This window comes from Sulfitobacter sp. G21635-S1 (assembly GCF_027213915.1).
Lineage (GTDB): Bacteria > Pseudomonadota > Alphaproteobacteria > Rhodobacterales > Rhodobacteraceae > Sulfitobacter.
This window is the reverse complement of record NZ_JAPWGV010000025.1, coordinates 1-19,799: the sequence shown is the minus strand read 5'-3', so window position 1 is coordinate 19,799 and position 19,799 is coordinate 1. Positions and strand designations below refer to the sequence as shown.

Below are 19,799 nucleotides of genomic sequence, written 5' to 3'. Positions count from 1 at the left end.
GAAAACTCGCCTGTGCATTTGCATGTCTCTTTGAAAAGGACTTTGGCCAAACCTACCCGTCTTTGGCCCCGCGAAAAAGGGCTTGTGGCCAGGTGTTCAATCCTGACCTTCGGGCTGTGCGCGGTTCGCTTCACGCAGGCGCGCGGTATAGTCGCGCAACATCGGAACGCGGCGGGGTCGAAAGCTCTTGCCGGTGCGGACCAGGTCATCCATCCGGTCCAGCCGGAACGCCCGGAAATCGCGCCGCAGGTGGCACCAGGCCAGCAGCATGTTTGTTTGCTGCATGTATACGATGCCCAAGGGATCGACCTGACGAACAGATGCGGCCCCTTTGGCATCCACGTATGAAAAGGCGATGGTTTCCTCATCCCATGTGGCAGCGCGCAACACGGCCACGTCGATACGCGGCGGGGCCGGTGGATCAAACCGGCGGGCATCCAGAATTGCATGTTGCAACCGGCGCGCCTGTCGAGGCGGGACTCGTGCGGTCAATTTGGCCAGCGCGGTTCTGGCAGCGCCAGCAAGGGCCGGATCACCAATTACGGACACATTGCGCAGACCCAGCACAAGAGCCTCCAATTCGTCGTCTTCGAAGGCCAGCGGCGGCATGGCGGCATCTTCGATCAGGGTGTAGCCAAATCCGGCCTCCCCGTCGATCACCGCGCCCAGCCCACGAAGCGCATCAATATCGCGATAGACGGTCCGCAGCGACACATCCATTTCATCCGCAAGCTGCTGCGCCCGGACCGGCGCGGGCAGCCGTCGCAGCGTTGTCATCATCTGGAAAAGGCGATGGGTTCGGGTCATGTGCAGGGCATACCCCATCCTGACAGGAATTGACAGCAATACCCGTTATCACGAGGCAGGAAAACAGGAGCACGACATGATCACTCTCATCACCTTTGCCCCGTCATTCGGGCAGATTGCCGCCAGCCCCTTTTGCGTCAAGGCAATCTGGCTGCTGAACATGTCCGGCGAGGACTGGCAACGGGAAGACAGCACCGATCCGCGCAACATGCCCAAACAGAAACTCCCTGCCATTCGGGTCGATGGGCAGGTAATCGCGGACAGCGACAATATCCGCGCCTTTCTGGAATCGCGTGGGGCGGATTTTGACGGTGGGTTATCCGAGATGGAAAAGGCCGCCTCGCGCGCCTTCATCCGCATGGCCGAGGAGCATATCTATTTTCACAACGTGCTGGCCCGGTGGGGCGACGATGAGGTCTGGCCGGTGATCCGGGACACTTATTTTGCCCAGATCCCCAAACCCCTGCGCGGCTTCATCACCGGTAAGTTGCGCAAGAACCTGTTGACGGGGATGAAAACCCAGGGGCTTGGCCGCCTCTCCGCGCAGGAGCGGCTCGAAAGGCTGGAACCGGACCTGCAGGCGATCACGACGCGGCTCTGGCAGGGGCCTTTCCTGTTCGGCGACAGGCCCACTGCCGCCGATGCTTCGGTGGCACCGATGCTGGCCGGATTGCGGGCCACGCCGGGCAACGGGCTGGCAAAGATGCGCATTGCCGGGGACCGGATGCTTTGCCGCTACATCGACCTTTGCCAGAACATGCTGGACATGCCGCAGGTGTACGATGTCACTTCGACCGCCGTGTCCGAGCCACTTTGCGCTTGATCTTGTTCTTCTTGCGCTTGGCCTTGGTCGCGCTCCGGCGGGGATGGCGCCCTGCCGGGGATTGCCGCCCCTGCGGGACTTTCTGATCGTCGATTTCAAGCAGTTCCAACGCAATGCCGCCGGTGACCGGCACAGCCTCTGCCAGGCGGACGGTGACGCGTTGACCGATGCTGATCAACCTGCCGGTGTCCGACCCCATCAGGGTCTGCGCCTCGCGGTCATAGTGGAAATACTCGCGGCCCAGCGCACGCATGGGCAGCAATCCATCCGCCCCGGTCTCATCCAGCTTCACAAAGGCCCCGAACCGGGCGATGCCGCTGATCCGGCCGGTAAATTCGCTGCCCACACGTTCAGACAGATAGGACGCCAGATAGCGGTCTGTCGTGTCCCGCTCCGCCGTCATGGATCTGCGTTCCGTATCGGAAATATGCGCGCCGGTCTGATCCAGCATCTCCATATCCTCGGGCGTCAGCCCGTCCTTGCCCCAGCCATGCGCAGTGACCAGCGCGCGGTGCACGATCAGATCGGCATAGCGCCGGATCGGCGAGGTGAAATGCGCATAGGATCGCAGCGCCAGGCCAAAATGCCCGATGTGTTCCGGCCCGTAATAGGCCTGGGTCATCGCACGCAGGGTGCTGAGATTGATCAGTTCCGCATCATCGGAGCCCGCCGCATCGTTCAGCAACCGGTTCAGATGTGCGGTCTGCAGCACCTGCCCCTTGGCCAGCGTGTACCCGGCAGCAGCTGCGGTCTCGCGCAAGGCGTCCAGTTTCTCCTGCGAGGGTTCCTCGTGGATACGGTAAAGCAGCGGTATCTTCTTTGCCGCCAGCGTTTCGGCGGCAGCGACATTCGCCAGCACCATGAATTCCTCGATCAACCGGTGAGCATCCAGCCGGTCCTTGAAGTTCACTGACTTGACCTTGCCGTCCTCCGCCAGCTCGATCCGCCGCTCTGGCAAATCCAGGTCAAGCGGCTGGCGCTCGGCTCTTGCCAGCTTCAGCGCGCCATAGGCCGCGTAAAGCGGTTTCAGCACCGGATCCAGCAACGGCCCGGTCTTGTCATTCGGATTGCCGTCAATGGCGTCCTGCACTTCTTCGTAATGCAATGAGGCCGGCGAGCGCATGAGCCCGCGATGAAACGAATGCTTCAGCTTGTTGCCCCTGGCATCCAGCACCATGCGCACTGCGATACAGGCGCGCGGCACGCCTTCGTGCAGCGAACACAGATCGCCTGACAGGCGGTCAGGCAACATCGGCACGACGCGATCCGGGAAATAGGTGGAATTTCCCCGCTTGCGCGCCTCGCGATCCAGGGCAGAGCCGGGGGTGACGTAATGGGCAACATCGGCAATCGCGACCCAAAGCACATGACCGCCTTCGTTCTTCGGGTCCTGGTCGGCATGGGCATAGCAGGCATCGTCATGGTCGCGCGCGTCTGAGGGGTCGATGGTGATCAGCGGCAGATCGCGCAGGTCCTCGCGGCCTTTCAGCCCGGCAGGTTTCTTTGCATCCGCTTCGGCAATCACATCGTCGGGAAAGTGATCCGGAATGCCGTGCTGATGGATGGCAATCAGCGACACCGCCCTGGGTGCCGAAGGGTCGCCCAGCCGTTCGACAATGCGCGCCCTGGGCAGACCCATACGGCCCTTTGGCCCGGCCTGTTCCGCCTCGACCAGCTCGCCGTCCCTGGCACCATGGGTCGCTCCCTCGGCCACCACCCATTCGCGGTCGGCCCCCTTGTCGATCGGCACGATCCGTCCGCCTTCGCTGCGCTTGCGGAAAATGCCCATGACCCGTTTGGGATTGGTGCCGATCCGCCGGATCAGGCGGGCTTCGTAATTGTGACCTTCCTCCTTCACGACGGTCAGCCGTGCCAGGATGCGATCGCCTTCGCCCAGCGCGGGGTCGGATGCGCGTGGGATCACCAGAACAACGGGTTCCACCCCCTCGCCCTGCCATTCCATCGGCTTGGCAAACAGATCGCCATCCTTGTCCGCGTGGCTGATGACCAGAACCGACACCGGCGGCAGGCGGTCAGGATCCTGATAGCTGCGCTTGCGCTTTTCCAGATGCCCTTCTGCCTCCAGCTCCTTGAGCTGACGCTTGAGGTCGATGCGCGCGGCCCCCTTGATTCCGAACGCCTTGGCGATGTCACGCTTGGCGGTCAGGGTGGGGTTCTGTTCGATCCAGTCAAGGATCTCGGCTTTGGTCGGAATGTTGCTCATCCCCCTCAGCTAGCACGCGGCCCTGCCAACGTCATGTTCAAATCGTCAGCGTTGTCCACGTCGCTCAGGGTATCGCATGTCGCGATCCGGTGGTCCGGCAGCGTTGCCCGGCTGTCGGCCAGCGCCGTGGACGTGGACCAGCGCACGTTGCGAAAAAATCCGGGGGGCTGACGGCGCGGGTGTTTCAGACCGATCAGCCAGAAACCCCCGTCCGGGGCGGGGCCAAAGACCGCATCATGATCGCCCAGCCGCCTGAATGCCCTGGCAACATGCGCCCGGTTCACAGCTGGAATATCCGCGCCAATCAGGCAGGCGGGCCCGTGCTGCACCTGGCGCAGCATCCGCGCCATCCGCTCCCCCAAATCACCGCGTCCCTGCGCCAGCCGGGGCAGGCCGGCGGGCCAGACGCGGCTGCGCAACCCTTCGGCATCCGGTGAAACGGCCAGCACGATCTGCCAGCGCGGATCGTCCAGCCTTTGCAGCAGGCGACCTGCCTGATGCCGGAACCACCATGCTGCTGCCGTCATGCCGATGTCGCGGCCAAGGCGGGTTTTGACCCGTCCGGGATGCGGCTCTTTCAGCATGATGATCAGCGTTCGGTTCAAAGATCCCGCACCATGTCGCGATGGGGAATGCCCGCATCGTCAAAGACCGGTCCGACCGCCGTGAACCCAAGCGCCTCGTAGAATCCCAGGGCATGTACCTGCGCGCCCAGCCTGGCCTTGCGCGCGCGCCCTTCTGCCGCCGCAAGCGCCGCACGGATCAGACCCGCGCCCAGCCCGGTGCCCCGATGGGATCTCAGCACGCAAACCCTGCCAATCTTGGCGACTTCACCGTCGAACAGAACCCGGGCGGTCCCCACCGGTGTGGCCCCGTCCCGCGCCAGAAGATGCAGGCAGGAATTGTCCAGCCCGTCGAGTTCATCCGCCTCGCTGACGCCTTGTTCCTCGATAAAGACAACCCGCCGCAGACGCAGGCAGCTTGCCAGGTCATCGGTGGTTTCAATCGTCACGGTCATGCAAAATAGTCGCGCAGAATGCGCCCATAAATCGCCTTGAGCTGATGTATCTGCTCAACCACGACATGTTCGTCCACCTGGTGCATGGACTGGCCCACCAGCCCGAATTCCACAACCGGGCAATGCGCCTTGACGAAACGGGCATCGGATGTGCCACCGGTGGTGGAGAGTTCAGGCGTCACCCCCGTTTCAGCAGCAACCGAGGTTGCCACCAGCGCCGAAAGCGCGCCCGGCGGCGTGATGAAACTTTCGCCCGAGATCTTGATGCTCATCTCGACCTCGACACCAAAGGCATCTCGGATCTGTGCCACTTCCTGCTCCAGCCATGCGGTCAGGCTGGCGCCGGAATGTGTGTCATTAAACCGGATGTTCACAGCGGCCGAGCAGCTGCGCGGGATCACGTTGCTGGCGGGGTTGCCGGTGTCCACGGTCACCACGGCCAGCGTGGAGGGGTCGAAGTGATCCGTCCCCCGGTCCAGCTCATGACTGGCAAGCCGGTCCATCAGCCGCACCATGGCAGGCAGCGGGTTGTTGGCGCGATGTGGATAGGCCGAATGCCCCTGCGTCCCGATCACCTTGAACCAAGCGGACATCGACCCGCGGCGGCCGATCTTGATCATATCGCCCATCTTCTCGGGGCAGGTCGGCTCTCCCACCAGGCAGGCATCCATACGTTCGCCATTTTCCGCCATGTAGTCCAGCAGCGCCGCCGTGCCGTCCACGCCATCGCCCTCCTCGTCCCCCGTGATGGTCAGGACAACAGACCCATCCGGCGGTGTGTCACGCACGAAATCGACGGCAGCGGCGACAAATGCCGCAACGCCGGATTTCATATCCGTGGTGCCACGGCCATACATCACCCCATCCTTGATCTCGGCGCCGAAGGGCGGCATCGACCAGTCATCGGGATTGCCCACGGGCACCACATCCGTATGCCCGTTAAAGCCGAATGCCTTGCCGTTGCCCCTGGCCCCCCAGCGGGCAAAAAGGTTGCAGATGCCCCTCCGGTCCACCCGGACACAATTGAAACCGGCCTGCGACAGAACCTCCTCGACAATCTCCAGCGCCCCTTCGTTTGCAGGGGTGACAGAGGCGCAGCGCACCAGCCTTGCCGTAAGCTCTACAGGGTCAATCGCGGGCATATCGGGCTCCTTGGTTAAGGTGTATTGGTCGGCATTGACCTTTTGTGACCAAAAAAGCGCGGTGCCAAGGGGGGGATTTCACGAAATGCTTAACAGTTTTGTCCGGATGGTGTTAAGGTTGTGGCAATAATATGACCCGAGGCAGGGCATCAGCAGTAAACGCAAGACCGGACACCTGAAAACAGGGCCATCCTTGCACTTCGGCAAGTGAAAAGCACGGGCTTGATCCGTGCGCCGCTGACCAATGTCGCCTCGAACCAAGGGTAAGAGGCAGAGACGTGGTAGCAGCATCAGAACTTCCCATCGAAACGGTCCGAGAAGGCACCAGCGCCACGGATATGGCCGAAACGATATTTGGCGACGGCGTAACCGTCGTCGGCGCGACCTATTACGGCGACAACGACAGCGCCGGCATCTATTCGGGTGGCGACGCAACTGCCCCCGGTGTGACCCCGGGCGATACCGGCGTGATCCTGTCGACGGGCAATGCGCAGGATTTCACCAATTCCAACGGTCAGTCGAACCAAAGCACCAATACCTCCACCAATACATCGGGAACGAACAACTACCGCCCCTACAACGATGTGGCAGGGGCGCGGACCTATGACGCGGCAACGCTGGATGTGGATTTCATTCCCGACAGCAGCGTGATGACCATGCAGTTCGTCTTTTCCTCGGAGGAATATCCCGAGTTCGAGAATTCGATCTATCAGGATTTTGTCGGCGTCTGGGTCAACGGCACACTTGTGCCGATGGACGTGGGCAATGGCGACGTGGACCCCGGCAACGTCAATACCGCCAATAACATCAACATGTACGTGAACAACCAGAACGACCAGTTCAACACGGAGATGGACGGGTTCACGATCACATTGACCCTGACCATGTTCGTGAACCCCGGTGTCGTGAATTCGCTGCGCATCGCCATCGCGGACGTCTCGGACAGCAACTACGATTCCAATTTGCTGATCGCCGGCAACTCGGTTCAGACCGACCTCATCGCGATGTCCGACAACGTGGATCTGTTTCCGGACGGCGAACGTGAAATCGACGTCCTTGGCAATGATATCAACGAAGGTGGCGGCACGCTGACCATCACGCATATCAACGGCGTGGCGGTCAATGCGGGCGACACGATTACGCTGCCGACCGGCCAGACGGTGCGCCTGAATGCAAACGGGACATTTACGGTCACGGGTGACGGTGACGTCGAGAACTTCAACTTCACCTATACGATCGACAACGGCATCAACACCGACGTCGGCTTCGTCAACGCGACGGGCGTGCCCTGTTTCGTCGCTGGCACCCTGATCGCGACCCCCGATGGGGAACGGCCGGCCGAACACCTGCAACCCGGCGACATGGTGCTGACCCAGGATGACGGACCGCAGCCACTGCGCTGGAGCGGCACCCGCACCGTTCCCGCCACCGGAGAGTTCGCCCCGATCCACATCCGTGCGAACACCTTTGGCAAGCACCGTGATCTGCTGGTGTCGCCGCTGCACCGGGTGCTGATCCGGGACAATCTGGCAGAGCTTCTGTTCGGCGAGGCCGAAGTGCTGATCGCGGCGCGCGACCTTGTGAATGACAGGTCTGTCACCCGACGCACGGGTGGCGATGTCACCTATGTTCATCTGCTCTTCGACCGCCATCAGGTCGTCTTTTCCGAAGGGCTGGAAACCGAAAGCTTCCTGCCCGGGCCCCAGACCAAGCAAAGTTTTGAGCAGGAGATCGTGAATGAGATCTGCGCCCTGTTCCCGGAAATCGACCCGGAGACCGGTGCAGGCTATTCACCCGCGGCACGACGCACCCTGAAACGGTTTGAAGCGGGCCTGCTGCGCGCCGCGAAGGCGGCGTGACATGACCTGGCTGGCGCTTTGCGATCACGATGGGCGGCGGCTCTCTGTCCGGGGCCTGGGCAGCGACAAGAATGACCAGCCACAGGTTGAGGACGATCCGCGCACACTGTTGACGCGTGGTTCGATCATGTTTGAAACCCGGCTTTCCGCGGATGGGCGTCCGCAACTGCTGTTCGGGTACAAGACAACCTTTCCCTGGCAGCGCAGCCTGACGTTTCAGGCGATACCGGGCGGCGGCATCGCCATGGTGCAGGTCCAGGGCAAATCCATCAACCACGCCGCGATCCAGCGCAAGGATGCGGGCCGGACAGATGTGGTCCGGATCACCTATTCCTGGGACAGCTGCGCCAAATGGGGCCGGATGACGCTGGAACAGCCCGAAGTCACGACCCTGACCAGCGTCTATGTCGAAAATCCGCACCCCCTGTCCCTGGAAGACGTGCGTCAGCTGATGCTGGGCAGCGGCGACCACACCTTTGCACCGGACATGATTTTTGCCGCCCTGTCCGATCAGATCGAACCGATCGGACCGATGCCCAGTCTTCTGCCGGGGACACCGCTGGCCACGCCATGGGGCTACAGGCCCGCCGAGACCTTGCAGCGGGGCGACACCGTGATGACCCGCAATGCCGGGGTGGTCCCTGTCCTGCAAACCATCAGCCGGACCGTTCCCGCGCGGGGCAGCTATCATCCCGTGCGCCTGCGCGCGCCCTATTTCGGATTGCAGCAGGATATCGTCGTGTCACCGGACCAGCGGCTGATCATCGACGGCCCGGAAGTGGAATACCTGTTCGGCCAAGAGGCCGTTCTGGTGCCCGCGCGGCATCTGGTCAACGGCTTTGCCGCGATGGCAGAGCCCTGCGGCCCGACCATCAGCTATACCCAATTGCTCTTGCCCAGCCACGAAACGCTTCTTGCTGCCGGCACAGCGCTCGAAAGTCTCTATATCGGGCGTATTCGCCGGAACGGGCAACATCTGCACGGCAGCCTGCTGCACGGGCTTGATCGCAACAGCCTGCCGGAACACGGCAAGCCTGCGCATCACGTCTTGCAATGGTATGATGCGATTCACCTGGCCCGCCAGCGCGCGGCCTGAAGTCAGAAAGCTGACATCCCGCAGGCCCGATGGCCGCTCAGAGGGTCAATCAAAGAAGGGCGTCATCTGCGCGACGATGACCGCGTTTTCTTCCAGCGCGCGGGCCATCAGCGCGCGCTCCTCCTCGTCGATCTCGTGGCCTTCGGCCTCACGCTCGGCCAATGTGCCGTAGCCCGTGACATCAAGCGGATTGGTATCCGCCTGCTTGAGAATCGCAACAGTTTCGCGCACCGCTTCGGCCTCGTCGATGCCGGAAGCAAAGCACATCAGCGCGGCGCCAGTCGCCTTTTCGGGCAGGCCGTCGCCTTCCTTGCGGCCAATCTCGACCAAAAGGGTGTAAACTTGCTGTCTGCTTGGACCTTTTTTCGCCATGCGCGCAATTGGCGGCGCGGCAGGGGGTTTGTCAAGCCGCTGCGGATGCCCCACGCGCCAAGGTCCAGGTCAGCTGCGCCCCCGCATTGCGCGGATGGCCGCGATCAACAGGCACGCACCGATAAAGCCGACAACAAGCTGGCCGATCCATCCGCCAAGGGTGAAACCGAATATGAACAACAGAATCGCGTTGAGCAGCATCGCCCCGACGATTCCCATGAAGATGTTGAGCAACAGCCCGTGATCACCCTTCATGAATTTCTCCGCCAGCCATCCGGCGATGCCGCCAACGATAATTGCCGCGATCCAGCCCAAACCTGTCATGGTATCCGTCCTTCCCTGAGATATCGGACAGAAACCCGCAGGTCGGGAAATGGTTCCCGGTCAGGAACGAAGAAGCTCGTTGATCGAGGTTTTCGACCGCGTCCGTTCGTCCACGCGTTTCACGATGACTGCGCAATACAGGCTGACATTGTTCTTGGACGGCATCGTACCCGCCACAACGACCGACCCCGCGGGCACTTCGCCATACATGATCTCGCCGGTTTCGCGGTCCACGATCTTGGTCGACTGGCCGATGAAAACGCCCATGCCCAGAACGGAACCTTCCCGCACGATGCAGCCTTCGACCACTTCCGAACGCGCCCCGATAAAGCAATTGTCCTCGATGATGGTCGGGCCCGCCTGCATCGGCTCCAACACGCCGCCGATGCCAACGCCGCCGGACAGATGCACGTTCTTGCCGATCTGCGCGCAGGAGCCGACAGTGACCCATGTGTCCACCATTGCGCCGCTGTCCACATAGGCACCGATGTTCACAAAAGACGGCATCAGCACCGCGCCCGGCGCGATATAGGCAGAGCGGCGCACCACGCAGTTGGGCACGGCACGGAAACCGGCCTCTTTCCATTCCGCGTCGCCCCAGCCCTTGAACTTGCTGTCGACCTTGTCCCACCACCCGGCACCCTGCGGGCCGCCATCGTGATATTCCATATCCTTGATCCGGAAGCCCAGCAGCACGGCCTTCTTGGCCCATTGGTTCACGTGCCAATTGCCGTCTTCCTGCTTTTCCGCAACCCGCAGTTTGCCTGAATCCAATGCATTCAGCGTCTCCTCGATCGCGTCACGGGTTTCGCCAGTGGTCGATGAATTGATTTGATCACGGGTGTCCCACGCTTTTTCGATCGCGGTTTCAAGTTGGGAATTGGACATTGGGCGCACTCCTGCTGAAGAAAGTCTTTGACGCGCTATACCTGCGGACCGGATGTCACGCAACTTCCGTAAAGATGTCGGCCGCAGGGCGGTTCCTGCATGACCGATACCCCATTGCAAGTTCGGCCCAACCACGCCACCCTGACCTGCCATCTAATCCGGAGAGACTGATGAAAGACGATGACCGCCGCCACCCCCTGCGCCATGCATCCAGTGATCGCAGGGCGGCGGAATCCGCACCCGACACGGCACAGACGCGGGCCCCGGCGTATCGTCTGGCGTTTTCCGACGATGATTTCATGTGTCGCGACGAACTTCGCCCCGTGCGGCTGCAACTGGAACTGCTGAAACCCCAGTTGATGCTGGATGCCGAAGGGGTGGAAAGCACCATCGTCCTTTTTGGCGGCGCACGCATTCCGGAACCGGCAGAAAAACACACCGCCCGGACCGAGACCCTGGCGGATCTGTCCCGCTTTTACGATGAAACCCGCGAATTTGCCCGCCTGATGACCCTGAAATCCATGCAGAGCAACGGACGCGAGGGTGTGATCGTCACCGGCGGCGGGCCGGGCGTGATGGAGGCTGGCAACCGCGGCGCGATGGACGCCGGCGGGCGCTCTGTCGGGCTGAACATCGTGTTGCCGTTCGAGCAGGCACCCAATGCCTATGTCACACCGGAATTATGCTTTAATTTTCACTACTTCGCCATCCGCAAGATGCACTTCCTGATGCGGGCCAAGGCGATCTGCGTCTTTCCCGGTGGCTTTGGCACCATGGACGAAATGTTCGAGGCGCTGACCCTGATCCAGACGGGCCGGATGGAGCCGGTTCCGTTTCTGCTGTTTGGGCAGGCATTCTGGGAAAAGATCATCAACTGGGACGCGCTGGCAGATGCCGGCACCATCTCGGTCGAGGACCTGGACCTGTTCCGATTTGTCGAAACAGCGGCCGAAGCGATGGACCTGATCGAAAACTGGAAAGTGTCACCTGCGCGCAAGGAAATTCCCGGCCGGTAAGCACCTGCTGTTGATCGTTCTGCGCCTGGTTGATCGTCCGGGCGTCAACAGCCGTGCGCCTCGCCCGCCGGCGCAATCGGTCCGGTCAGGCGCGCGCCTGGTCGGGCAGCACACCAACTTCCACATGATGTGGCAGCGTTTCCACGATTTCACCGTGATCCGTCGACTTGATCGCATAGCCATATCCGGCCAGCCGGTGTTTCCATTCGCGACTGGAAAGCGCCACGGCGCGTTCCCGCAGCACGAGGTCCATGACCTGAGCGGTGATAAAAGGGTCCTTGTTGATCATGACAGACATTTTCTGTCTCCTGATTGGGTTTCTACAGGAAACAATCTTGACGCCGCCCATGGCAACAATTGCTCGGGAATGCGTCGGAACAAAGGTCATTTCAGGACGCACCGAACGACCCGTGATGTCATAAATCTGTAATTTATTGCTTTAATTCAGATACATAAAGCCCGGAGGCCGCCTGACCCCCGGACCAAAATTGATCTCAAATCGCCTGATTCCATTGCCTCGGGAGCAGCATCAGCACCTCTTTGCCGGATGGCAGATCAACTGATCCCCGCGTCCGCCTCGATCTGCCTGCGCGACTTGCGCGCGCGTTCCGTGGCCGATTTCAGCTGCCCGCAGGCCGCCATGATATCCTCGCCCCGCGGGGTGCGGATCGGAGAGGCATAGCCGGCCTTGTAGATGATATCGGCAAAGGCGCGGATGCGGTTGTTGCTGGACCGCTTGTATGGCGCACCGGGCCATTCGTTGAACGGGATCAGGTTGATCTTGGCCGGAATGCCGTCAATCAGCTTGACCAGCCGCCGCGCGTCTTCGTCGCTGTCGTTGACGCCGTGCAGCATGACATATTCGAAGGTGATCCGCTCTGAATTGCTGACCTTGGGATAGCTGCGCAGGGCGTCCAGCAACTCCTCGATGTTCCAGCGCTTGTTGATCGGCACCAGCTTGTCACGCACCTCATCCGTGGTGGCATGGAAGGATACGGCAAGCTGGCAGCCAATCTCCTGCGCGGTGCGCCAGATCTCCGGCACCACGCCCGATGTGGACAGCGTGATCCGACGGCGCGACAGCTGGATGCCTTCGGCGTCCATCGCGATTTTCATCGCGTCGCGCACGTTCTCGAAATTATACAGCGGTTCACCCATGCCCATCAGCACGATGTTCGACAAAAGCCGCGTCTCATCCTTGACCGCGCCCGGGACCGGCCATTCGCCCAGATCGTCCCGCGCCACCATGACCTGGCCGATGATCTCTGCCGCCGTCAGGTTGCGCACCAGCTTTTGCGTGCCTGTGTGGCAGAACGAACAGGTCAGCGTGCACCCTACCTGTGACGATACGCAAAGCGTGCCGCGCCCCTCTTCCGGGATATAAACCACCTCGACCTCATGACCGCCGGCAATGCGGACAAGATACTTGCGCGTGCCGTCGCTGCTGACCTGCCTGGTCACGACCTCCGGCACCTCGATCACGAATTTCTCAGCCAGCTCGGCCCGGTAGGCCTTGGCCAGATTGGTCATCGCATCGAAATCACGCACGCCCCACTGGTAGATCCACTGCCAGATCTGGCCGACCCGCATCTTAGCCTGCTTTTCCGGCGTGCCGTTGGCAATCAGAGCCTCCCGCATCTTGTCGCGGGTCATCCCGACAAGGTTCACAGGACCCTCCGGCATCTTGCGCGGAATGGTATGGACGTCCTGGGTAATTGGCGCGGTGGCGGTCATGGGGCGACTCTCCTTGGGTGGATGCGTCTCTATATAGAATGTGCCGCGAATTGCAAAAGGGTCTTGAACCGCAGGCTCCGGGGTATGGTTATCCCCACTTGCGCGGTCTTTGCATCCGGCCCAACCTCAATCCATTCAGACTTTCGCACCCCTGGCTTCATTTCAAGCCACCCTGCAGGGGCATGAACCATTTTTTCTGAAGGATAGATGTATGTCGATATTCTACGGCCTCGCCCTGACATCCGGTACGGCCCTGATTGTCATCTTCGGCGACTACCTGATCAAAACCGCCGTTGTCGAAGGCCAGTCAGCCGGATCGCCACTGGTCATCATCGGCTGCGCGCTTTACGCGGGCTCGGCCCTGCTTTGGTACTTTGCCCTGCAGCACATCACACTTTCGCAAGCCGGAGTCGGGTTTTCCATGATCACGCTGATCGCGCTCTGCGCCCTGGGTGTGCTGCGGTTCGGCGAAACCCTGGAATTCAGGGAATTCGCCGGAATCGGCTGCGCTCTGGCGGCGATGGTATTAATGGTGCGCATCGTCTGAACGCACCACGCACCAATGTTCAGCCACCGCAGCGCTTGGCCGCGTCTTCCACCGCTGCCGTGAATCCCAGCAAGGAGAACGTGTCCTTGGTGTTCGTCCCCCGACCTGACTGACCGCTGAGCACCGCATCGGCACCGCGTTTCATCGCCGTGATGATCTTGGCATCATCTTCGGTGGTTGCCGGCCACGCCCATTCACCCTCGGTGAACAGCTCAAACGTATTGCCGGAAATATCCATGTTTACGGTCGATCCCGACTTGAAGGGGTAGCCACCGGTAAAGGCAACCTGCCCCTTGGCGCCGGCAGAGGGCCGGTAGAACACCATCAACAAGGTCTGACCGCGGTTCACCGCGACAACCCGGCCATCGCGCGAATTCACGGTTTCCTTTGGTGTGGACACGCCCCAGCATTCGGTCGGGTTGTCCTCGACGAAGACACTCCAGTCCGTCTTGGCAGCGACGCGGTTCGTGCTCTGATCCTGTGCGGCAGCGCCTGACGCCGCAAAAGCGGCCAACCCTGCCACAACCCCTAAATTCTTAATAATTCGCATCTGTCCAGCCTCCAGCTGTCCTTGACCTCAACTCAATCGCAAGCCTTGATGGCGGCGTTGTTTGGCCGCTCTCCTGCAAGTGCCTGTTATCTTTTCGACAACAAGCATAATAACGCGAAACAGGCGACAGACGAAACCCTGATTGGCAGGTTTTCGCGCACGAATCGGAGGAATTCATGACCCAGCCAAGCCCCTTTGCCGAAATCTGGCGTGGTCCCATTCTGGAAAGCGTCCATTCAGGCCATGCGGTGGTCTGCGACGACACCGGCCAGATCGCGCAATCATGGGGTGATCCGAGTGCCGTGATCCTCCCCCGTTCGTCGTCCAAGATGATCCAGGCCCTGCCGCTGGTCACCTCCGGCGCCGCCGACAGGATGAGGCTTTCCACCGAACAGCTTGCGCTGGCCTGCGCCTCGCACAACGGCGCCGCGATCCATACCGACAGGGTCAACTCATGGCTCGATACCCTTGGTCTGGACGATGCCGCATTGCGCTGCGGTCCGCAGGAACCCGATGACCGCGATGCCCGCAACCACCTGATCCGGGCAGATGAGGCCCCCTGCCAGGTTCACAACAACTGCTCGGGCAAACACGCGGGTTTCCTGACACTGAACAGGCATCTTGGCGGCAATTCGGAATATGTCGATCCGGCGCATCCGGTGCAAAAGGCCTGCCTGGACGCCTTCGAAGACGTCACAGAAGAGACTTCACCCGGCTACGGCATTGATGGCTGCTCGGCCCCGAACCACGCCTGCACGCTGCACGGCATGGCACGCGCCATGGCCCGTTTCGCCGCCGCGCCCGATGGCGCCGCCGAAACCCGCCTGCATCAGGCGATGCGCCTGCACCCGGAGCTTGTCGCGGGCGAGGGTCGGGCCTGCACCGAGCTGATGCGCGCGATGGACGGCAAGGTCGCCCTGAAAACCGGCGCCGAAGGCTTCTTCATCGCCATCCTGCCCGAGCAGAAGCTGGGCATCGCCCTCAAGGCGGCCTGCGGCACCACGCGTGCCGCAGAATGCGCCATCGCCGCGATTCTGGTCAAACTCGGCGCCCTTGATCCGAACCATCCCGCCACGCTGAAACGCATGAACGCCCCGATTACCAACAGACGAGAGATCGTGACAGGTGTGCTGAAACCTGCTGCCGAACTCCTCTGATTCTTTTTGGCAAAAAATATTCCCGGGGGAGTCCGAAGGACGGGGGCAGCGCCCCCACCGGATCGCCGCCGTCAGGCGGCGAAATCCGATTGCGCATAGCCCTGCACATAAAGCAAGGCGGTCAAATCACCGAAATTCACCCGCACATTACATTGCGCGGCTACGGCAGGCTTTGCGTGCAGCGCCACACCAAGGCCCGCACGCTTCAACATGCCCAGATCATTCGCCCCGTCCCCGACAGCGATCACATCCGCCTCGGCGATACCCAGCCGCGCCGTGATCTGCTCCAGCGCATCGACCTTTGCCTGTTTACCCAGGATCGGCATCCCCACCTCACCGCTCAACATACCCTTGTCGACCAGCAGGGTATTGGCCCGATGCTCGTCAAATCCCAGCAGAGCGGCGACCTTTGCCGTAAAGGCCGTAAAGCCGCCGGAGACCAGAGCCGCATGGCCGCCCTGCGCCTTCATCGTCGCCAGCAGCACCGGACCGCCCGGCATCAGGGTAATCCGTTCCGCCAGCACCTTGCCGATCACCGATTCCGGTAACCCTTTCAACAGACCGACCCGCTCGCGCAATGCGCCGTCAAAATCCAACTCGCCATTCATCGCACGCGCCGTGATGTCCTTGACCCTTGCCCCCACACCGGCCTCATCGGCCAGTTCGTCGATACATTCCTGCTGGATCATCGTGCTGTCCATATCGGCCAGCAACATCCGTTTGCGGCGATTCGCGGTCGGCACGACAACCAGATCGACGCCCATCTTCTGACACTCCTCCCAGACGGCCTCGAAATTGTCAGGCTGCTGCGCGATCCCGAATTCCGCCACCTCGTCCGGCGCCAGCCAGACTGCTTCGCCGCCGCCCCAGGCATTGCGCAGGTTTTCGACCAATGCGGGCTCAAGAGTCCGCGCTTGGGGTGAGGTCAGCAAGACAACTGTGTACATCCGAAGTTTCCGATCCGCGTCATTCAGGTCGCAAATGTGCGACAAGGCGGCGTTCTAGACACGTTTTTCAGATTGCGCCAGCCTGACCAACCGCTTAAACGCAGCCTTGGGACACCCTTCCCCAACGAAGGGCGCTTATCTGAGAGGGTAGCATCAATGGCTATTACTGCACCGGCAACGCGGCCGGCTAATCCGCGTTTTTCTTCCGGCCCCTGTGCCAAAATCCCCACATTCGATCTGAACAAGCTGGCATCCGCTCCCCTGGGGCGCAGCCACCGTGCCGCTCCTGGCAAGGCCAAACTGCTTGCGGCAATCGAGACGACCCGCGAGGTCCTCGGTGTGCCGGCGGATTACCGCATCGGCATCGTACCTGCCTCTGACACCGGGGCTTTCGAGATGGCCATGTGGTCCCTGCTGGGCGAACGCCCTGCCGAAATGGTCGCCTGGGAATCCTTCGGCGCGGGCTGGGTCACCGATGTGGTCAAACAGCTCAAGATCGAAGCGACGGTACACGAGGCCGACTATGGCCAGATCGTCGACATGGCAACGCTCAACTACGACAACGATGTCTGCTTTACCTGGAACGGCACCACCTCCGGTGTGCGGATGCCGAACGGCGATGCGATCCCGGCGGATCGTGCGGGCCTGACGCTCTGCGACGCGACCTCGGCCGCCTTTGCGCAGGACCTGCCCTGGGACAAGCTGGATGTGACCACCTTCTCCTGGCAGAAGGTGCTGGGCGGTGAAGCGGCCCACGGCATGCTGATCCTCAGCCCCCGCGCGGTGGAACGGCTGGAAAGCTACACACCCGCCTGGCCCCTGCCAAAGATTTTCCGCCTGACAAAAGGCGGCAAGCTGAACGAAGGCATCTTCAAGGGCGAGACGATCAACACGCCCTCCATGCTCTGCGTCGAGGATTACCTGCTGGCGCTGGACTGGGCCAAATCCGTGGGCGGGCTGAAGGGCCTGATCGCGCGGGCCGACGCCAACGCGCAGGCGATCTTTGATTTCTGCGAGGCGAACGACTGGATCGCGAACCTGGCCGAAGACCCGGCCACGCGTTCCAACACATCGGTCTGCCTGAAGTTCACCGATGACCGCATCACCGACGGTGCCGCCTTTGCCAAGGCTGTCGCCAAGAGGCTGGCAGACGAGGGCGTGGCGCTGGACATCGGCGCCTACCGCGATGCCCCCGCCGGTCTGCGCATCTGGTGTGGCGGTACCGTCGAAACCGCCGACATCGAGGCGATGCTGCCCTGGCTCACCTGGGCCTTCGAGGCCGAAATCAACACATGATCGGTGCGCCATAAAGGCACCCCCAACGCATGACCCGTAGGGTGCGCATTCACTGCGCACCTTCCCCCATCCCACAAAGGACCACAGCAATGGCCCCCAAAGTACTCATCTCCGACAAGCTCAGCGACGCCGCCGTTCAAATCTTCAAGGACCGCGGCATCGACGTGGATTTTCAGCCCGACCTGGGCAAGGACAAGGACAAGCTGGCCGAGATCATCGGCAATTATGATGGCCTTGCCATCCGCTCCGCGACCAAGGTCACCGAAAAGATCCTCGCCAATGCGCCGAACCTCAAGGTCATCGGCCGCGCCGGGATTGGCACCGACAACATCGACAAGGAAGAAGCCTCCAAGAAAGGCGTGATCGTCATGAACACGCCCTTCGGCAACATGATCACCACCGCCGAACACGCCATTGCGATGATGTTCGCCGTGGCCCGCCAGATCCCAGAAGCCTCGGCCTCCACCCATGCCGGCAAATGGGAGAAGTCGAAGTTCATGGGTGTCGAACTGACCGGCAAGACGCTGGGCGTGATCGGCGCGGGCAATATCGGCGGCATCGTCTGCGACCGTGCGCGCGGCCTCAAGATGAAAGTCGTCGCCTACGATCCCTTCCTCGGCGACGAGAAGGCCAAGAAGATGGGCGTCGAAAAGGTCGACCTCGACGAACTGCTGAAACGTGCCGATTTCATCACCCTGCACGTCCCTTACACCGATCAGACCGCCAATATCCTCAGCCGCGAGAACCTGGAGAAAACCAAGAAAGGCGTGCGCATCATCAATTGCGCCCGTGGCGGTCTGGTGGACGAAGAGGCGCTGGCCGAAATGCTGAAATCCGGCCATGTGGCGGGTGCGGCATTTGACGTCTTCAAGGTCGAACCGGCCACCGAGAACCCGCTGTTCAACCTGCCCAACGTGGTCTGCACCCCGCACCTCGGTGCCGCCACGACAGAGGCACAGGAAAACGTCGCGCTGCAGGTGGCCGAGCAGATGGCGGATTACCTGCTGACAGGTGCCGTCAGCAACGCGCTGAACATGCCATCGGTCACCGCCGAGGAAGCCAAGGTCATGGGCCCATGGGTCAAGCTGGCCGGACATCTGGGGGCCTTCATCGGTCAGATGACAGATGAACCGATCAAGGCGATCAACATTCTTTACGACGGCTCGGTCGGCAAGATGAACCTCGACGCGCTGAACTGCGGTGTGGTTGCCGGCATCATGAAACGCGCCAACCCGGACGTGAACATGGTTTCCGCCCCGGTCGTCGCACGCGAAAAGGGCATCCAGATCAGCACCACCAATCAGGACAAATCGGGGGTCTTTGACGGCTATGTCAAGGTCACCGTGGTCACTGAAAAACGCGAGCGATCCATCGCGGGCACTGTCTTTTCCGACGGCAAGCCGCGCTTTATCCAGATCAAGGGCATCAACATCGACGCCGAGATCGGCGAGCATATGCTTTATACCACGAACGAGGACGTGCCTGGCATCATCGGGACGCTGGGCCAGACCATGGGCGAAAACAATGTGAACATCGCCAACTTCACATTGGGACGTTCTGCCGCAAAGGGCGAAGCCATTGCGCTGCTCTATGTGGATGAAGTCGTGCCCGAGCCGGTCATTCAGAAACTGCGCGCGACGGGCATGTTCAAACAGATCAAGCCCCTGCAGTTCGACGTGGCCTGACAAGCGGTTCAGGGGCGCTCTGGCAGGAGCGCCCTCAGATTGCTGACAAACCCGGAAGCGGCTGCCGCCGGAGGTAAATCGTTCTTCTGCGCTCTGCGTTACGTTTTCGAACGAAGGGCCGCGCCCGAGCCTGGGAGGGCGCATTGAGACGCGCATTCGGAGCGCCTCCCTAACAAATATCAATGTTGTCAGTGTGATACGAGAAGTCACCAAAAGCGCCCTCCCGGGGGGAGGGTCGGGCGCGGCCCGGGCTGACACCCGGGCCAAGGCTTGTGGCTGGCGTCGTGGAAGAACGATTTCGTTGTTTCGGGGGG

20 protein-coding genes are annotated in these 19,799 nt (G+C 61.4%); 8 read left to right on the top strand and 12 right to left on the bottom strand.

Translation table 11 applies throughout. The annotated features are described in order from the left end of the window. Positions 1-96: 96 nt before the first annotated feature. Complete coding sequence (locus O4H53_RS20590; protein WP_269366819.1) at positions 97-807, bottom strand: helix-turn-helix transcriptional regulator; 711 nt, start codon at positions 805-807, stop codon at positions 97-99. Positions 808-883: 76 nt separating this feature from the next. Here O4H53_RS20590 and O4H53_RS20585 point away from each other — a divergent pair, with 76 nt between their 5' ends. Further along, on the top strand, positions 884-1,630 hold the full coding sequence (locus O4H53_RS20585) for a glutathione S-transferase family protein (RefSeq protein ID WP_269366818.1): 747 nt from the start codon (positions 884-886) through the stop codon (positions 1,628-1,630). Here O4H53_RS20585 and rnr read toward each other — a convergent pair. The 4 genes from rnr to dapE are packed head-to-tail and all read right to left on the bottom strand — an operon-like array spanning position 1,593 to position 6,014. Then, positions 1,593-3,854 carry a ribonuclease R gene (rnr, locus tag O4H53_RS20580; protein ID WP_269366816.1) on the bottom strand — a complete coding sequence of 754 codons (2,262 nt, stop codon included), beginning with the start codon at positions 3,852-3,854 and terminating at the stop codon, positions 1,593-1,595. The genes O4H53_RS20585 and rnr overlap by 38 nt on opposite strands. 5 nt (positions 3,855-3,859) lie before the next feature. After that, entirely contained in the window at positions 3,860-4,459 is a 600-nt protein-coding gene (locus O4H53_RS20575) for a TIGR04282 family arsenosugar biosynthesis glycosyltransferase (RefSeq protein ID WP_269366814.1), read from the bottom strand. Continuing rightward, the gene (locus tag O4H53_RS20570) at positions 4,456-4,872 is read right to left on the bottom strand and encodes a GNAT family N-acetyltransferase (protein ID WP_269366812.1); all 417 of its coding nucleotides are present in this window, start codon (positions 4,870-4,872) and stop codon (positions 4,456-4,458) included. The genes O4H53_RS20575 and O4H53_RS20570 overlap by 4 nt, the downstream gene beginning before the upstream one ends. Further along, positions 4,869-6,014 carry a succinyl-diaminopimelate desuccinylase gene (dapE, locus tag O4H53_RS20565; protein WP_269366810.1) on the bottom strand — a complete coding sequence of 382 codons (1,146 nt, stop codon included), beginning with the start codon at positions 6,012-6,014 and terminating at the stop codon, positions 4,869-4,871. Before dapE ends, O4H53_RS20570 begins: the two co-directional genes overlap by 4 nt. 278 nt (positions 6,015-6,292) lie before the next feature. On the opposite strand from dapE, the gene O4H53_RS20560 reads away from it, so the two are divergent. Further along, positions 6,293-7,873: a Hint domain-containing protein gene (locus O4H53_RS20560; protein WP_443069623.1), complete on the top strand. Its 1,581-nt coding sequence runs from the start codon at positions 6,293-6,295 to the stop codon at positions 7,871-7,873. A gap of 1 nt (position 7,874) precedes the next feature. Further along, positions 7,875-8,969, top strand: coding sequence for a Hint domain-containing protein (locus O4H53_RS20555; protein ID WP_269366808.1), 1,095 nt, complete (start codon positions 7,875-7,877; stop codon positions 8,967-8,969). A 45-nt stretch (positions 8,970-9,014) separates the two neighbouring features. Here O4H53_RS20555 and O4H53_RS20550 read toward each other — a convergent pair whose 3' ends face one another. From O4H53_RS20550 to dapD, 3 genes are all read right to left on the bottom strand, one after another. Further along, positions 9,015-9,341 carry a hypothetical protein gene (locus tag O4H53_RS20550; RefSeq protein WP_114274447.1) on the bottom strand — a complete coding sequence of 109 codons (327 nt, stop codon included), beginning with the start codon at positions 9,339-9,341 and terminating at the stop codon, positions 9,015-9,017. Between the two features lie 69 nt (positions 9,342-9,410). After that, on the bottom strand, positions 9,411-9,665 hold the full coding sequence (locus tag O4H53_RS20545; protein ID WP_269366805.1) for a GlsB/YeaQ/YmgE family stress response membrane protein: 255 nt from the start codon (positions 9,663-9,665) through the stop codon (positions 9,411-9,413). 60 nt (positions 9,666-9,725) lie between these two features. Further along, positions 9,726-10,553 (bottom strand): 2,3,4,5-tetrahydropyridine-2,6-dicarboxylate N-succinyltransferase, encoded by an 828-nt coding sequence (gene dapD, locus O4H53_RS20540; protein WP_269366803.1) that lies wholly within the window; start codon positions 10,551-10,553, stop codon positions 9,726-9,728. Positions 10,554-10,723: 170 nt separating this feature from the next. Between dapD and O4H53_RS20535 the strand changes: the two genes are divergently transcribed. Further along, on the top strand, positions 10,724-11,569 hold the full coding sequence (locus O4H53_RS20535) for a TIGR00730 family Rossman fold protein (protein WP_269366802.1): 846 nt from the start codon (positions 10,724-10,726) through the stop codon (positions 11,567-11,569). 85 nt (positions 11,570-11,654) lie between these two features. Here O4H53_RS20535 and O4H53_RS20530 read toward each other — a convergent pair whose 3' ends face one another. Next, positions 11,655-11,867 carry a hypothetical protein gene (locus tag O4H53_RS20530; RefSeq protein ID WP_114274130.1) on the bottom strand — a complete coding sequence of 71 codons (213 nt, stop codon included), beginning with the start codon at positions 11,865-11,867 and terminating at the stop codon, positions 11,655-11,657. A gap of 257 nt (positions 11,868-12,124) precedes the next feature. Further along, on the bottom strand, positions 12,125-13,303 hold the full coding sequence (rlmN, locus tag O4H53_RS20525; RefSeq protein ID WP_269366801.1) for a 23S rRNA (adenine(2503)-C(2))-methyltransferase RlmN: 1,179 nt from the start codon (positions 13,301-13,303) through the stop codon (positions 12,125-12,127). A 211-nt stretch (positions 13,304-13,514) separates the two neighbouring features. Here rlmN and O4H53_RS20520 point away from each other — a divergent pair, with 211 nt between their 5' ends. After that, complete coding sequence (locus tag O4H53_RS20520) at positions 13,515-13,850, top strand: EamA family transporter (RefSeq protein ID WP_269366799.1); 336 nt, start codon at positions 13,515-13,517, stop codon at positions 13,848-13,850. Positions 13,851-13,869: 19 nt separating this feature from the next. Here O4H53_RS20520 and O4H53_RS20515 read toward each other — a convergent pair whose 3' ends face one another. Beyond that, the gene (locus O4H53_RS20515) at positions 13,870-14,400 is read right to left on the bottom strand and encodes an invasion associated locus B family protein (protein WP_269366798.1); all 531 of its coding nucleotides are present in this window, start codon (positions 14,398-14,400) and stop codon (positions 13,870-13,872) included. A 176-nt stretch (positions 14,401-14,576) separates the two neighbouring features. Between O4H53_RS20515 and O4H53_RS20510 the strand changes: the two genes are divergently transcribed. After that, positions 14,577-15,557: an asparaginase gene (locus tag O4H53_RS20510; protein WP_269366797.1), complete on the top strand. Its 981-nt coding sequence runs from the start codon at positions 14,577-14,579 to the stop codon at positions 15,555-15,557. A 71-nt stretch (positions 15,558-15,628) separates the two neighbouring features. Here the strand turns inward: O4H53_RS20510 and serB are convergent, their stop codons facing one another. Then, positions 15,629-16,504 carry a phosphoserine phosphatase SerB gene (gene serB / locus O4H53_RS20505; protein ID WP_269366796.1) on the bottom strand — a complete coding sequence of 292 codons (876 nt, stop codon included), beginning with the start codon at positions 16,502-16,504 and terminating at the stop codon, positions 15,629-15,631. Positions 16,505-16,660: 156 nt separating this feature from the next. Between serB and O4H53_RS20500 the strand changes: the two genes are divergently transcribed. Both O4H53_RS20500 and serA read left to right on the top strand, forming a co-directional pair. Then, on the top strand, positions 16,661-17,800 hold the full coding sequence (locus O4H53_RS20500) for a phosphoserine transaminase (RefSeq protein WP_269366794.1): 1,140 nt from the start codon (positions 16,661-16,663) through the stop codon (positions 17,798-17,800). 89 nt (positions 17,801-17,889) lie between these two features. Continuing rightward, on the top strand, positions 17,890-19,485 hold the full coding sequence (gene serA, locus O4H53_RS20495; RefSeq protein WP_269366793.1) for a phosphoglycerate dehydrogenase: 1,596 nt from the start codon (positions 17,890-17,892) through the stop codon (positions 19,483-19,485). Positions 19,486-19,799: the final 314 nt, after the last annotated feature.